The sequence below is a fragment of the Thermoanaerobacter sp. CM-CNRG TB177 genome (assembly GCF_018588165.1).
Lineage (GTDB): Bacteria > Bacillota > Thermoanaerobacteria > Thermoanaerobacterales > Thermoanaerobacteraceae > Thermoanaerobacter > Thermoanaerobacter thermocopriae.
Genome location: NZ_JAFCAC010000057.1, coordinates 3,295 through 18,617, shown reverse-complemented (window position 1 = coordinate 18,617; position 15,323 = coordinate 3,295). Strand labels below are relative to the sequence as shown.

General features: G+C 34.5%; 14 protein-coding genes, 1 CRISPR repeat array and 1 other annotated feature. Of the genes, 9 read left to right on the top strand and 5 right to left on the bottom strand.

Translation table 11 applies throughout. The features are described 5' to 3' along the window. Positions 1–2: 2 nt before the first annotated feature. The 5 genes from leuD to ilvN are packed head-to-tail and all read right to left on the bottom strand — an operon-like array spanning position 3 to position 4,442. Positions 3–485 (bottom strand): 3-isopropylmalate dehydratase small subunit, encoded by a 483-nt coding sequence (gene leuD / locus I4N53_RS06285; RefSeq protein WP_012994197.1) that lies wholly within the window; start codon positions 483–485, stop codon positions 3–5. After that, complete coding sequence (gene leuC, locus I4N53_RS06280; RefSeq protein ID WP_214495863.1) at positions 485–1,741, bottom strand: 3-isopropylmalate dehydratase large subunit; 1,257 nt, start codon at positions 1,739–1,741, stop codon at positions 485–487. The genes leuD and leuC overlap by 1 nt, the downstream gene beginning before the upstream one ends. Then, positions 1,732–2,925, bottom strand: coding sequence for a 2-isopropylmalate synthase (locus I4N53_RS06275; protein ID WP_214495862.1), 1,194 nt, complete (start codon positions 2,923–2,925; stop codon positions 1,732–1,734). Before I4N53_RS06275 ends, leuC begins: the two co-directional genes overlap by 10 nt. Before the next feature lie 18 nt (positions 2,926–2,943). Continuing rightward, on the bottom strand, positions 2,944–3,939 hold the full coding sequence (gene ilvC / locus I4N53_RS06270; protein ID WP_013149504.1) for a ketol-acid reductoisomerase: 996 nt from the start codon (positions 3,937–3,939) through the stop codon (positions 2,944–2,946). Beyond that, on the bottom strand, positions 3,939–4,442 hold the full coding sequence (gene ilvN, locus I4N53_RS06265) for an acetolactate synthase small subunit (protein WP_013149503.1): 504 nt from the start codon (positions 4,440–4,442) through the stop codon (positions 3,939–3,941). Before ilvN ends, ilvC begins: the two co-directional genes overlap by 1 nt. A gap of 40 nt (positions 4,443–4,482) precedes the next feature. After that, positions 4,483–4,721, bottom strand: a binding site (T-box leader). A gap of 331 nt (positions 4,722–5,052) precedes the next feature. Here ilvN and namA point away from each other — a divergent pair. The 9 genes from namA (at position 5,053) to cas2 (ending at position 14,675) form a co-directional block, all read left to right on the top strand. Then, the gene (gene namA / locus I4N53_RS06260) at positions 5,053–6,078 is read left to right on the top strand and encodes an NADPH dehydrogenase NamA (protein ID WP_214495861.1); all 1,026 of its coding nucleotides are present in this window, start codon (positions 5,053–5,055) and stop codon (positions 6,076–6,078) included. Between the two features lie 170 nt (positions 6,079–6,248). Further along, positions 6,249–7,034: a CRISPR-associated endoribonuclease Cas6 gene (gene cas6 / locus I4N53_RS06255; protein ID WP_013149501.1), complete on the top strand. Its 786-nt coding sequence runs from the start codon at positions 6,249–6,251 to the stop codon at positions 7,032–7,034. A 28-nt stretch (positions 7,035–7,062) separates the two neighbouring features. Beyond that, the gene (gene cas8a1 / locus I4N53_RS06250; RefSeq protein WP_214495860.1) at positions 7,063–8,709 is read left to right on the top strand and encodes a type I-B CRISPR-associated protein Cas8b1/Cst1; all 1,647 of its coding nucleotides are present in this window, start codon (positions 7,063–7,065) and stop codon (positions 8,707–8,709) included. Next, on the top strand, positions 8,702–9,631 hold the full coding sequence (cas7i, locus tag I4N53_RS06245) for a type I-B CRISPR-associated protein Cas7/Cst2/DevR (protein ID WP_013149499.1): 930 nt from the start codon (positions 8,702–8,704) through the stop codon (positions 9,629–9,631). Before cas8a1 ends, cas7i begins: the two co-directional genes overlap by 8 nt. A 2-nt stretch (positions 9,632–9,633) precedes the next feature. Then, positions 9,634–10,380, top strand: a complete 747-nt coding sequence (gene cas5b, locus I4N53_RS06240; RefSeq protein ID WP_013149498.1) for a type I-B CRISPR-associated protein Cas5b — start codon at positions 9,634–9,636, stop codon at positions 10,378–10,380. Then, positions 10,370–12,703: a CRISPR-associated helicase/endonuclease Cas3 gene (locus I4N53_RS06235; protein WP_028992565.1), complete on the top strand. Its 2,334-nt coding sequence runs from the start codon at positions 10,370–10,372 to the stop codon at positions 12,701–12,703. The genes cas5b and I4N53_RS06235 overlap by 11 nt, the downstream gene beginning before the upstream one ends. 19 nt (positions 12,704–12,722) lie before the next feature. After that, a complete protein-coding gene (gene cas4 / locus I4N53_RS06230; RefSeq protein WP_013149496.1) occupies positions 12,723–13,235 on the top strand; it encodes a CRISPR-associated protein Cas4 in 513 nt (170 codons plus the stop codon). A 5-nt stretch (positions 13,236–13,240) separates the two neighbouring features. After that, entirely contained in the window at positions 13,241–14,221 is a 981-nt protein-coding gene (cas1b, locus tag I4N53_RS06225; RefSeq protein WP_214495859.1) for a type I-B CRISPR-associated endonuclease Cas1b, read from the top strand. Between the two features lie 190 nt (positions 14,222–14,411). Next, the gene (gene cas2, locus I4N53_RS06220; RefSeq protein WP_041591677.1) at positions 14,412–14,675 is read left to right on the top strand and encodes a CRISPR-associated endonuclease Cas2; all 264 of its coding nucleotides are present in this window, start codon (positions 14,412–14,414) and stop codon (positions 14,673–14,675) included. Positions 14,676–14,882: 207 nt separating this feature from the next. Beyond that, positions 14,883–15,306: a CRISPR direct-repeat array (repeat unit 29 nt; unit sequence GTTTTATCTGAACTATGAGGGATGTAAAT). Positions 15,307–15,323 lie beyond the last annotated feature (17 nt).

The following is a 15,323-nucleotide window of genomic DNA, read 5'->3' as shown; positions in this document are numbered from 1 at the left end:
TGTCACACCTTCTTTCTGACATAATTTATAAGTCCACCATATTTCATTATTTCTTTTATGAATTCAGGAAAAGGTTGAGCTTTAAATTCCGTTCCCTTAGTCAAATTTTTTATGATTCCATTATCTGTATCAACCAAGACCATATCTCCTTCTTCAATCCCATCTACCGCTTCTTTGCATTCTAATATTGGAAGCCCTATATTTATCGCATTTCTAAAAAAAATTCTGGCAAAAGACTTGGCAATTATACAGGATATACCAGATGCTTTAATAGCGATTGGCGCGTGCTCTCTGGAAGAGCCACAACCAAAATTTTCACCTACCACCAATATGTCTCCTTCTTTAACTTTATTCTTAAAGTCTTTGTCTAAGTCTTCCATACAATGCTGTGCCAATTCCTGTGGATCTGAAGTGTTTAAAAACCTCGCTGGTATTATAACGTCTGTATCTATATTGTCCCCATATTTTATGGCTTTCCCTTGCATCATTCCACCTCCTCTGGACTTACGATATATCCTGCAATAGCCGAAGCAGCCGCAACAGCTGGACTTGAAAGATACACTTCGCTTTCAGGATGTCCCATTCTTCCTACAAAATTTCTGTTAGTAGTTGTCAACGCCCTTTCTCCTCTAGCCAAAATTCCCATGTGCCCGCCAAGGCAAGGTCCACAAGTAGGAGTAGAAACTGCGGCGCCTGCTTTTATAAACTCCTCAATGTAACCTCTTTTGACACATTCAAGGTATATTTCCTGTGTGGCAGGGAAAATTAAAAGTCTTACATCAGGATGAACCTTTTTGCCTTTTAGTATCTTATACGCTATCTCCATATCTGAGAGACGTCCATTCGTACAAGAGCCAATAACTACCTGATCTATTTTCACTTTTCCAACCTCATCAATGCTTCTAGTGTTTTCAGGCAAATGAGGAAATGCTACTTGAGGTCTTATCTCATCTAAATTTATCTCATAAACTTCACTGTACTCGGCGTCTTCATCTCTTTCAAACACTTTATATTCTCTTTTTGCTCTCCCCTTAACATATGCCTCGGTAATTTCGTCAAAATCGAAAATACCGTTTTTAGCCCCTGCTTCTATTGCCATATTGGCAATTGTGAATCTATCGTCGATTGACAAAGCTTTTATATTCCCTGTAAATTCCATAGATTTGTATAAAGCTCCGTCAACTCCTATTTTTCCGATTATATACAAGATAACATCTTTTCCACTTACCCATTTTTGTAAATTGCCTTTTAATACAAATTTTATAGCTTCCGGTACTTTAAACCATGCCTTGCCAGTAGCCATTGCTGCCGCCATGTCAGTACTTCCTACACCTGTAGAAAAACAGGTAAGAGCGCCATAAGTGCATGTATGAGAATCGGCACCTATCACCACATCCCCGGGAAGTACAAGTCCTTTCTCGGGTAAAAGAGCGTGCTCTATCCCCATTTGCCCTACTTCAAAGAAATTCACTATTCCATGTTTTTTTGCAAATTTTCTCATTATATTCACTTGCTCTGCCGATTTTATGTCCTTATTAGGTACAAAATGGTCAGGAACAAGGGCAATTTTAGTTTTGTCAAACACCTTTTCTTTTCCTATTTTCTCAAATTCCTTTATAGCAACAGGAGCAGTGACGTCATTGCCCAACACCATATCTACATCTACTTCTATTAACTCTCCTGCTTTGACCTCTCTACCAATTTTTGCCGACAATATCTTTTGTGTCAATGTTAAGCCCAAGCTTCTCCCTCCTTAAAACTTCTAAATTCTTCTAATGTCTCCTCTACCACAAATCTTATATCCTCATCTATAATGACCTTTTTTCTGTCTGCCAAATCTTTAAACCTTCTAAAGGCCTCATTTAATTCTCCCGGTGAAAGATTGTACCCTAATTGTTTGGCTTTCAATTCAAAAGCATTTCTTCCTGAAAGCTTACCTAATGCAAAAGTATCGGGATTTATTCCTATATCTTCTGGTTTCATTATTTCATAAGTTGCCCTGTTATTAATAATTCCATGTTGGTGAATTCCAGCTTGATGCCTAAAGGCATTAGCACCTATAATCGCTTTATTAGGTGGAATATCAATTCCTGTAAGTTTGCTTACTAATTTGCTGGTATTGTAGATTTCTTTGGTATTTATTCCGTGAACGAGGCCAAAATAATCCTTTCTAGTATTTAACGCCATTATTACCTCTTCCAATGCTGCATTTCCTGCCCTTTCTCCTATTCCGTTCACTGCTACTTCTACTTGAGTCGCTCCGTTTTCTATGGCAGAGAGAGAATTTGCTACAGCAAGCCCTAGATCGTTATGACAATGGGCACTTATAATTACTCCATCTATGTTAGGAACATTATTTTTGATGTATTTTACGAGTTCTCCAAATTCTCTTGGCATCGCATACCCTACGGTATCCGGAATATTTATTACATTTGCTCCTGCCTCAATTACTTCGCTAAAAACTTTTACTAAAAAGTCCCAGTCGGTTCTTGAAGCATCTTCTGCTGAAAACTCAATCTCATCAAATTTCTTTCTTGCATATTTTACCATTTCGACAGCTCTTTTAAGTGTTTCTTCTCTCGACATCTTAAGTTTGTATTTAAGATGTATATCAGAAGTTGCGATAAAAACGTGCAATCTCGATCTTTCAGCGTTTTTTAAAGCATTACTGGCTCTATCTATATCTTCCTTTACAGCCCTTGCCAGTCCAGCAATAGTAACACCTTTTATTTTATCAGCAACGTTTTTTACCGCTTCAAAATCTCCATTGGAAGCTGCTGGAAATCCTGCCTCTATAACGTCAACCCCTAAAGTTGCCAATTGTTTTGCTATTTCAAATTTTTCGTTAATATTAAAATTGACGCCGGGAGTCTGTTCACCATCTCTTAAAGTAGTGTCAAAAACAATGACTCTTTTTACCCCCATTAACATTTACCTCCTTATTCATTCTTTTTTAATCCAGGCCATCATTTCTCTCAAACTTTTGCCGACTTTTTCAATAAGATGACTTGCCTCTTTATCTTTCATAGCATTATACTGCGGTCTTCCCACTTGATTTTCTAAAAGCCACTCCTTTGCAAATTTACCCGATTGTATCTCACTCAAAACTTTTTTCATCTCTTTTCGAGTTTCTTCTGTTATTATTCTTTTGCCTGTCATATAGTCTCCAAATTCTGCAGTATCAGAAATAGAATATCTCATATAACTAAATCCACCTTCGTATATGAGGTCAACTATGAGTTTCATTTCATGCACACATTCAAAATAAGCTATTTCTGGCTGATAACCAGCCTCTACTAATGTTTCAAATCCAGCTTTCATGAGTTCAGTAACTCCACCGCAAAGAACAGCTTGTTCTCCAAAAAGGTCTGTTTCTGTCTCTTCTCTAAATGTAGTCTCAATAACACCTGCTCGTGTGCCTCCTATTCCTTTTGCATAGGCTAATGCTATTTCAAAAGCCTTTCCTGTGTAATCTTGGTACACTGCTACAAGATTTGGAACTCCCTTTCCTTCTTGGTATACTCTTCTTACAAGGTGTCCTGGACCCTTTGGAGCTACCATAAACACATCTACATTTTTTGGAGGAATAATCTGTTTAAAATGTATGTTAAAACCGTGAGCAAAAGCCAAAGCTTTTCCTTCTGTAAGATTTTTTTCTATGCTTTCTTTATAAACTTCTGCCTGCTTTTCATCTGGTATCAGCATCATTATGATATCTGCTACTTTAGCCGCTTCTTCCACCGTTAAAACTGTAAGCCCTTCTTTTTCTGCCCTTTCTTTCGATTTACTTCCCTTATATAGGCCAACTACCACATCAAGTCCAGAATCTCTTAAATTAAGCGCATGAGCATGACCTTGACTTCCAAACCCTATTATTGCTATTTTCTTATTCTTAAGTAAATTCAAATCCGCATCCTTATCATAATACATCTTTGCCATTACAATTCCCCCTTATATTCTTTTAATGTTTTACTACCTCTCTCTAAAGATACAAGTCCTGTTCTAACAAGCTCTTTTACATCAAATTTATTAATTAAATTTATAAAAGCATTTATCTTTTCATTATCTCCTGTAAGTTCTATGATTAAGGAGTCAATAGAAATGTCTATAACTTTTGCTCTAAAAGTATCCACAATATGCATTATGTCATCTCTTGTATTTGAATCATAACCTACTTTAACTAACAGCAATTCTCGAGAAACATTATCCCTAGCTCCTATGTTTTGTACTTTCAACACATCTACAAGTTTATTAAGTTGCCGTATCACCTGAGTAACTGTATATTCATCTTCTCCCACTGTCAAAGTTATCCTTGAAATGTCTTCTCTTTCTGTCGTACCTACTGCAAGGCTCTCAATATTATAACCTCTCCTAGAAAATAGACCTACTACTCTTGATAAAACTCCTGGATGATTGTTAACAAGGACAGAGATAATGTGCAAATTACCACCCCCCTATATAAAAATCAATCCCCACCCTAAATTACAGGGCGAGGATTTTCTCCACGCGGTACCACCTGTTTTCGCTATTACCTCACGGCAATAGCCTCACCAAGTTTTGCAACTTGAACTGTAACGGGTAATCCCGGTATAGCCTAATAAGCTTATCGCCCTTCAGCTATACAGCTCCAGTGCGAGGAAATACGCGTCTTGGCACCGGTTTGCACCATCCACCGGCTCTCTTGAGCCTCAACGCATACCGCTCACCTTCATCACTTTTTATCTTTATCAATTTAAAAATGTAAACTTGAATAAAGTTACTTGTTATTTTATCAGCAACTTTAACTTTAGTCAACTAAATTATTTGTAAATTTTCAATAATCTATCGTTTACATTTACTAAAAAATTTTAAATACTTTCCAAAAAAATTGCTCTTTTTTTAACTATCATTAAAATTGCTTCAAACACATTAAGGTTAAATACTTTTTTAAATGTCTGGGTAAAATTTCAGTAGGTAATACTTGCAAAATCTTGACACAGACTTTTCAAATTTGGTTTTTGAAAAGTTATGTATTATGATTAAAATTAGAAAACTCAAGAAAGGAGAATGTTTATGAGTATTTTACATACACCTTTAAAGATAAAGGACATTACAATAAAAAATAGAATCATGATGTCTCCCATGTGTATGTATACAGCTTCTACAGAGGGAATACCAAACGACTGGCACATAGTTCATTATGCCACAAGGGCTATTGGTGGAGTAGGACTTATTATGCAAGAAGCCACAGCTGTTGAGAGTAGAGGAAGAATAACTGACCGTGACCTTGGAATATGGAATGATGAGCAAGCTAAAGAATTAAAAAAAATTGTAGACATATGCAAAGCAAATGGCGCTGCGGTGGGAATACAGCTTGCTCATGCAGGAAGAAAATGTGATATACTTTATGAAGATGTTGTAGGTCCTTCCCCTATTAAAGCAGGAGACAACTACAAACTTCCAAGAGAATTATCCATTGAGGAGATAAAATCTATAGTCAAAGCTTTTGGAGAAGCTGCCAGAAGGGCTCACCTAGCAGGATATGATGTGGTTGAAATACATGCAACTCACGGCTATTTAATCCACGAATTTCTTTCTCCTCTTTCAAATAAGCGAAAAGATGAATACGGTGGTAGCATTGAAAATAGGGCAAGATTTTTAATTGAAGTGATAGAAGAAGTTAGAAAAAATTGGCCCCAAACCAAACCTATTTTTGTGCGCGTATCTGCAGATGATTACATTGAAGGCGGAATAAATATAGATATGATGGTAGACTACATCAACATGATAAAAGACAAAGTTGATTTAATTGATGTAAGCAGTGGAGGACTTTTAAGTGCTGATATAAACCTATATCCCGGATATCAAGTTAAATATGCTGAAACAATTAAAAAACGCTGTAATATAAAAACTTCTGCAGTAGGATTAATAACAACACAAGAGCTTGCAGAAGAAATTCTTTCAAATAAAAGGACAGATTTAGTTGCACTAGGAAGAGAACTTTTAAGAAATCCCTATTGGGTTCTGCATACCTACACTTCAAGGGAAGACTGGCCAAAACAATATGAAAGAGCATTTAAAAAAGGTTCTTTACTATAGAGGAGTATTTAACAGCTACAAATTTAAAACCATAAAGAATCATCTTTGGAATTTTCGACAAATAAGTAAGAAAATTTTTATGAACCGGAAGAAGGATTTTTGTAACTAATGTAGAAATATAATAAAGAATGTCAATTTATACAAAGTTTATTTTTAAAGGAGGAATTTACTTGAGAGCAAAATTTATATTTGAAATAGCAAATCCTAAGACAGAAATCTTTGAACTTCCTATCTATTATCGAACGCTTTTTATGAGCTTTTTAAAAAATGCCCTATCGGAATATAATCAGGAATATTTTAAAAAACTTTATTGGTGGAAAGACAAAAAGAACAAATGGCAAAAGCCGTTTGTGTTTGCCGTGAATCTTCCTAACATGAATTTTGCTGACGATAAGGTTATGTTCAGGGGCGACATAGTTTTGAACCTTTCAACTTCTGATTATGAATTTCTTGTTAACATGTATAATAGCCTAATTAATAATCATCTTTACCCATACAATCTAACTGACAATTGCAAAATTAAACTAAAGCGGATGTATTTAGTAAAAGAGCCAGAGCAATTTAATAGAGTAATGGCATTCAAAACTTTTTCACCTATCTTAATTGAGAAGAAAGGAGAAAGCAAAAAGATACCAGTTTTGCCTTATGAGGATGGGTTTGAAGATGTGTTTAATGAGGTTATTGATTTTGAAATAAGAAATATTCGTAGTTTGCGTGGGCAAAATAGAGGTTTGCAAAAGAAGATTATTTTCAAGCCAATAAATGTTCAAAAAACGGTTATCAAGCACAGAATTTCTGAATTTGTTGAAAATACCAATAAAAATTATATGTATCTCACAGGCTTCATCGGCTTATTTGAACTATCAGGAACCCCCGAAGACCTCAAAGAAATTTATCAAAATGGAATTGGCTTCAGACGAGGTCAGGGCTTCGGGTTTATAGAGGTAGCGAAATAACCAAAAATAAAAAGGAGTATATTAGGCTATGAAAGAAAGGGTATATTTAGGTGATTGGGCTTATAATGCAGGGATTATTGGATTTATTGATATTATGCTGGATGGAAAAGATATAACTTCTCAAAATATTATAACAATTGGACCAAACTATATAGAGTTTGACAGAAATAGTTTACAAGGTTTTTCTGACAAGTTTTTCAAAAAAGCTTATCAGAGGTATCCCAGAACAGATGAGTTAATTGATTTGGGGAATAAATTATTGCAAAGATTAGAAAATAATGATTTTGATAAGAATTTAAAACAAGAAGTAAGCAACTTTAAAAAGAGAGTAGAAGGATTTTCCAAGTTAAAGCAATTGGTAGATAGCCGTAAGCTAACGTTGCCAAGAAATTTTAATAAGACTGACGCTGAACAATATGTATCTCAAATAACTGATTTATTGAATGCAAATAAACAAGGGTTAATCGAAGACAATGTTAAAACTTATCTTAAAAATGCAAGTTCAATATGTGGTGACAGAAGTTTTCTAAATAGAAATTTTAAAGGAGAATTAAAAAAGAAATTTTTTGATGATTTTGAAGGACCAATAGTTAACCAAACGAATAGACAAGACAAAAATCATGATTGTATATTTTGTGGGTTAAGACCTGCTAAAAAAGATGCTTTATTAGACACTGGACTTGTAAGCTTTCTGGGTGCTAATAAAGATAACAAGAATTTTTTCTGGAATTTCAAGCCGCAGCTGCCCATTTGTGAGATTTGTGAATTGATATACTTTTGCATATTTGCAGGATTGACCGAATTTAGAATAGGACAAACCAAAAAGTTTTATTTTGTAGATAGAAATACCTCTGTGTTGGAGCTTTATCAAACAAATAAGCTGTTTATGGAGATGATGTCAAGGGAAGAAAACATATTAAAGGAAAAAGGAATTTTGAATTTTATCAATGATTATTTGTTATTGAAATTAAAAGAAGAAAGTAAGTTTAGATTAGCCAATATTATGTTCATCGAAATAGATTTAACTTCTTCTGTAACACCAAAGCTTTATGGTTTTAGTATTACAAAACAGAAGGCAGAATTTATAAATTCAAATTTTGATATCTTTAAAAAGATTACAGGAAGCTTTATAAAGTTCAAAGATAATAATATTTATCCTTTCAGCGAATTTATGCAAAAATTTATGAATAATACACTGAGTTTTCAATTTTTATCATTCTTAGAAGGGGAATATTTGAGTTCCCAAAAACCAAATTCCAAAATAAATACAAATCTTTCTCCTTATAGACTCCAAATGTATAACATCCTTACGTATAAATACTTAAAAAGTATAAAAAGAGGTGGAGAATTAATGGATGAAAAGTGGTTGTGGAAAATGTACTTCTTTGGCCAGGAGCTAAAGAAAAAGTTCTTGTCTTCAAAAGCTGAAAACAAAATAACCAGTCTTGCTTACAGACTTATTTCGGCACTCAGAATTGGCGACGTAAATACATTTATGAATCTGATTATTAGAACCTATATGAGCTATAACATGGAAGTTCCTGCTTTGTTTGTGTCGTGTATAAATGACAGAGACAATTTTTGTGCGCTGGGGTACAGCTTTGTAAATGGGCTGCTTGGAAGCGAAAAAGATGAAAAAGTAGAAAATAGTGAGGAGGTTGTTGGTAATGAATAAAAATGCAGGGATTACAATTACAGTCGTATTTGAGGCAATGAGCTTAAACTATGGAGAGAGCTTAGGGAACATCTCCGAGCTTAAAAAACTTACAAGAGAAAATAAAGTATACACTTACATGTCAAGGCAAGCTTTAAGATTTGAAAAATACAGATTTATGGTAGAGAACGCAGGTATGAAGGAAACTCCAGTGACAGGTGATGAACAGGTAGTTCAATTTAAAAAAGAAGCAACAATTGCTGAGTATCCAGAGATAGACTTGTTTGGTTACATGAAAACTTCAGGGCAACGTCAAAATGCGCAAACACGAACAGCAGTTGTAAAAATTACTCCAGCCGTGTCTTTGGAAGAGTACAAAAACGACGTAGAATTTGCTACAAACTTAAATTTAGCAAAAAGAGCAAATACTAATCCAAATCCATATCAGCTTGAACAGCACAAATCCTTATATACCTATACAGTGGCAATTGACTTAGACAGACTGGGCAAAGATTTTAATGAAAAAGGAGAAGTGGTTGAAGAGATATCAGCTGGTGAAAAACTTAAGAGGCTTTATAGCTCATTTGATGCAATAAAGTTTTTGAGCAGAGAAATCAAGGGAAGAAGGGAAAATTTAAGCCCGCTTTTTGCAATAGGTGGTCTTTATCCAATAAAAAATCCATTTTTCTTAAATAGAATTAGACTTATAAAAGAAGATTCAGCCTATGCAATTGATCCAAGGCTTCTTCATAGCACATGTGAGCTGACCCTACCAAATGGCAAAAAGGTCTTTGATTACACTCTATTGGGAATATTAGAAGGCTTTTTTGTAAATGAAGAAGAGCTCAAAAAACTTCTCCCAGCTTCAAGTGGCACAATTGATTACTTCTTTGAGAATTTGAAAGAGAGAGCAAGAAAATATTACGAAGAAGGGACAGTTTAAAGATGCTCAATAGCCTTTTAAAAATTAAGATTTATCAGCCTTTTGCAAACTTCAGGAAACCATTTTCTTATGGAATAGTAGACTCTTATCCGCTACCACCGCCATCTACCGTGAAGGGATGGCTTCACAATATTTTAGGTGCAAGAGAGGGAAAATATTACAAAATGGCAGTGTCCATCTGTGGCAAATTCAACTCTGTTGTTTATGATATTCAAAGGATAATAAAGTTTGATAGACTAAGGGGAGAAAATGACAATGCTCCTGTTGTAAATGAGGTTTCTGCAAGAGTAGTGAATGGCATTATATATGTGACAAACCTTGTTGATGTGCAGCTGTGTATTCATGTAAATGCTGAAAGGGATGTTTTGGAAAAAATATATAAAAATATCTTTGACTCTTACTGGGGTTTGGGCCGAAAAGAGGATTTGATGAGGATAGACGAGATAAAACTCTTTGAGCCAAGAAAAGTAGAGTACAGAAAATATATAAAGAAAAGACCTCCAGAGATAGGGATGTATTTGAAAAGCTCAACTGCTGAGACACTTATGATTGATGGAATCAGGTTCAGGCTCAACAATAGATATGAAAAGACAAAAGATGGTTTGAGGATATTTACTGACAAAAAAGATATAGTTTTTATTGAAACATTAGAGCAGTTAAATCCTATGGCAATGGTTGACAAAGAGGTTATGGTAGATGATGAGAACATAATCATTGATTTAATAGGTGATGAGGAGTATGAAAATTGAAAGTTATAAGGATATAGAACTTTATGCAAAGAGATTTAAAGGTGACAAAGGAAGTGAATATCAAACCATATACCAACACACGGTGGATTTGTTAAATAACATGGAAAAACTGTTTGAAGAATATGAGGAAGAAATTGGAGAAGGTTGTAAAAAGCTACAAATAGACTATCAAAAGCTCAAATATCTCCTAAAATTAGCGATAATATATCACGATTTAGGCAAGGCAAATTCGAAATTCCAGCAAAAAATAAGGGAGAGAACAAAAGTGCATGAGGTGCCTCAGGTTAAGGGCTTGTCCAAAGAGGTGCCTCATAACTTTCTATCTACAGCTTTTGTCGACTTAGAAGATGAAATTGAAAAAGGTAATATAACCTATGAGGATTTCCAAAATTTACTTTTCATAATTGCGTTTTCGCATGACAGAGATTTTGATGTTGATTTTCAATATTTCAATAAATACATTTGTGAGGATGTTTCAAAGTATATAGAAAATCAAACGTTGAAACCTCTATTGGAGTTACTTCCTTCTGTTCCTGACAGATATAAAATGGTGGAAAGTTCAAATTACACGTATAGAGTAATTAATCAATTAAGAGAATTGATGCTGAAAGATTCATATGACCTTTCGGACAAAAAAGTGGTTTTTAGAATATTGTTGAAAGGGCTTTTGCACAGGCTTGACCATTCAAGTTCTGCAGGAATCAATGCAGAAGAGGCAAAGATTAATGATTTCCCTGAAAAGGTTGAAGTTTATTTAAAGAGAAAGGGAAGTTTTACTGGATTTAAAAACTTCCAGAAAAAGGCGATAGAACTTTCTGAAAAAAGCGTAGTTTTGTTTGCTCCGACTGGCAGTGGAAAAACAGAGTTTGGGCTAAACTGGGCATTCAAAAGTAAACTCATTTACACTCTTCCAATTCGTGTTTCTATCAATGCAATGTATGAAAGATTAGCAAAGGTCTTTGGAGAGGATAAAGTTGGGATTTTGCATTCTGATAGTATGATATATCTACTTGAAAAACATATGGATTTGGAGCGCGGAAATCAAGAATTAGAAGCTTTGTTTGATAGCGTTGATCTTGCTAAGAATTTGAGCCTTCCAATAATTGTTACAACAGGAGACCAGATTTTCACATCTGCTTTGAAGTGGCCGGGCTTTGAAAAAATTTATTCATTGTTTTTGTACTCAAAAATCATAATAGATGAACCACAGAGTTACTCTCCCGAATCTTTGGCAATTATAATAAAGACTTTAGAAGAGATCATAAATTTGAATGGCAAGTTTTGTTTAATGAGCGCAACAATTAATCCGCTTATTCTAAAATACCTTGGAGATTATGCTGAGTATGTGCAAGCATATTCAGATGAAGACCTGAAAAGGAGGTATTCTCATATTATTTCAATCAAAGAGCTTTCAATTTTAGACTGCGTAGCTGAAATAATTGAACATGCAAAACAAAAGAATGTGCTTGTCATATGCAATACTGTAAAAAGATCACAGGAAGTTTACCAAGTTATAAAGGAAAATTTGAAAAAGTTTGAAGAGATTCCTGTTGAACTTTTACATTCAAGGTTTTTAGAGGGACAAAAGAGGCAAAAAGAGCAAATTGTTATCTCAGATAAGAGAAAAAACGGTATCATAATATCAACTCAGCTTGTAGAAGCTTCACTTGACATAGATTATGATATTTTATTTACAGAACTTGCATCGGCAGATTCGCTACTTCAGCGAATGGGAAGGGTATACAGGAAAAGAACGTATAATGAATTGCGTCCGAATGTTATCATTTTGACCAAAGACCCAAGTGGAGTCGGAAAAGTTTATCAGAAAGAGATTGTCGATAGGACAGAAGCATTTTTGAAAAAATTTGATGGAAATAAAATTACAGAATATGACAAGAAAGAACTAAATGAATATGTATACGATATTGATGCACTCTCAAGTACAAATTTTATAAGTAAATTCAAAAAGGCATATGAACTTTTAGAACTTGGCTTCAGAGCAGATAGAAAAATTGAAGCACAAAAGATTTTTAGAGATGTTGTTACAATTTCTGGCATACCGAGGGAAATATTCGATAAAAATATCGAAGAAATAAATGAAGCTCTTAAAAAAATAAATTCAAAGTCTACAAAATCTATTGAAAAATTGAAATTAATTTCCTCAATCAAAAAATATACAGTTACAGCTCCGGCATATTTTTTTGCGAGAGGCGGAGCAAGTTGTTATGACAAAGACTTAGGGCTCTATATACTTGATTGCGAATATGATGACCAATTAGGGTTGATACCACCAAAAGAATTAGAACAATCTGACATATGGTAAAAAAGCGAGTGAAAGCAAAATGGAAGACATTCAAGAGATTTCAGATGTAAGATTCCAAGGCATAAAAATAAACTATCTATATGTGTGCAAAAGAAAACTCTGGCTATTTAGCAAGAACATAACTTTTGAAAATACGTCCGACAAAGTGCTTTTGGGCAAAGTGTTGCATGAGTATTCGTATCCGAAAGAGAACGCAAAGGAAGTCCTGATTGACAATCTTATCATGATTGATATTTTATCAGACGGCAGCATCAGAGAAGTAAAATACAGCAGTAAAATGAAAGAAGCTGATATAATGCAGGTTATGTACTATCTTTACTATCTCAAACAAAAGGGAATTCAAAAACAAGGAATAATCAATTATCCGAAAGAAAAAAGAAAAGAAGTGCTGGAGCTGACCCCTGAGTATGAAGAAAAGGTAAAGCAGGCCTTAAAAGAGATAGAAGAAATTACAACAAAACCCATTCCACCACCTGTACAAAAACAAAAGATTTGCAAGTCCTGCGCATATTATGAGTTTTGCTGGGGGTAAATGATATGCAAAAGAGCTTGTACCTTACTTCCAATGGAAGACTCAGAAGACACGAAAACACCTTATACTTTGAGACTGAAGTGGAAAAAAGGTCTATTGACATTGAAAATGTTGAGCAAATTCATATCTTTGGAGAGGTAGACTTGAACACCAAAGCCCTAAATTATATCTCTCAGTACGGCATTGTTCTTCATTTTTACAACTATTATGGCTTTTATGCCGGAAGTTTCTTACCACGCAAGAAAAATGTATCTGGAGATGTTGTTGTAAGACAAGCTCTTCATTATCTTGATAGAGAAAAGAGGCTATTTTTGGCATATTGTTTTGTTGAGTCGGCAGTTTACCACATGATGCGAAATTTGAGAGAAAGAAAAGAAGCTGAGGCTTTTTTGATTACAATTGAAGATGAGTGGGAAAAAGGCAGGTTCAATATATCAAGCATTGCAGAACTGATGGGGCTTGAGGGAAGGATTCGCAATATATATTATCAGTCATTTAATCGGTTCTTGCCAGAAGATTTTGTAATGGAAAAAAGAGAAAAAAGACCACCCACAAATCCTATCAATGCCTTGATTTCATTCGGAAATAGCTTAATTTATAGTCACACTTTGTCTCAAATTTATCAAACTCAACTTGACCCAACAATAAGTTTTTTGCATGAACCAAGTGAAAAAAGATTTTCACTGAGCCTTGACATCTCTGAAATTTTCAAACCGTTAATTGTTGATACAGTGATATTCAAGCTTTTAAACAATAGTAAACTTACTCTTGAGCATTTTGATGAGGATTTGAATTATTGTTACTTGAACCACGAAGGAAGAAAGATATTCCTCAAAGAACTCCAAAACAAGCTTGATACTACGGTTCGCCACAGACAGCTAAACAGAAATGTCTCATACAAGAGCTTTATAAGACTTGAGTGTTACAAGTTGATAAAACATTTTATAGGCGATCAGGTTTATTCACCACTCAAAGCATGGTGGTAATTTGATTGAGAAGTAGCCAATAAAATCTATTATGCCTCACTGGTTATAAGTGTTGAGGAGTACAGCTCGATAAATGTTTTATGAAAGGTTAATATCGTGGTGGTAAGCATTGTTTCTATGGGACATTAGCTCACGCGAACACGACAAATATTCCTTGATGATGAATTTTTGCCCAAAGGAGTGATTGAGAATATTTGTAATAGTCACATACGACATCAACGAAAAGAGAGTAAACAAAGTAAGAAAGATTTTAAAAAAATACTTTACATGGGTGCAAAACTCTGTATTCGAAGGTGAAATCACATTTGGGAAGCTTGAGAAATGCAAACGAGAACTGCTTTCAGTAATAAAAAGAGATGAGGATTCAGTATATTTTTATGAAATGGAGTTTAAAATTGTCTGCAACAAAAAGGTATTAGGGCAAGAAAAAAATTATGACTCCATAATATTGTAATTATGACAATATAATCAATTTTGCAGCGAACTTCGCCATAGGGTATACAACAGCAAGGCCTTGACATAACTAAAAAAAGAAGCTATTTAACAAAAAATGCTAAATCCAGACCACCCCTTCGCTGCAAATCATCCTTGTTGCAAATAATTTTGAATTTAGTATAATTGTAGATGATATCTGAATTTAATAGTTCTGTTATTAAAGTGGGTTTTATCTGAACTATGAGGGATGTAAATTGTGGGGTTTGTATAGTCAATATGAATTCATCTGCAAGTTTTATCTGAACTATGAGGGATGTAAATGCTGCTGCAAGTAGTGGCAATGTAAGCCCTACCGTTGTTTTATCTGAACTATGAGGGATGTAAATATTGTTCTTCTAAAACAATATCCACCTTCCAATACTCGTTTTATCTGAACTATGAGGGATGTAAATGCGGGTGTAACTAGCTGTACCTGCAAAATCTCATTGTTGTTTTATCTGAACTATGAGGGATGTAAATGCTTTTTATTTTTGACAGAAAGGAAGGATGCGGATGAGTTTTATCTGAACTATGAGGGATGTAAATCTATTACGACGTTGTTTAACACTGCCAAAAATAACGGTTTTATCTGAACTATGAGGGATGTAAATTTTTGAGCGGTAGTCCT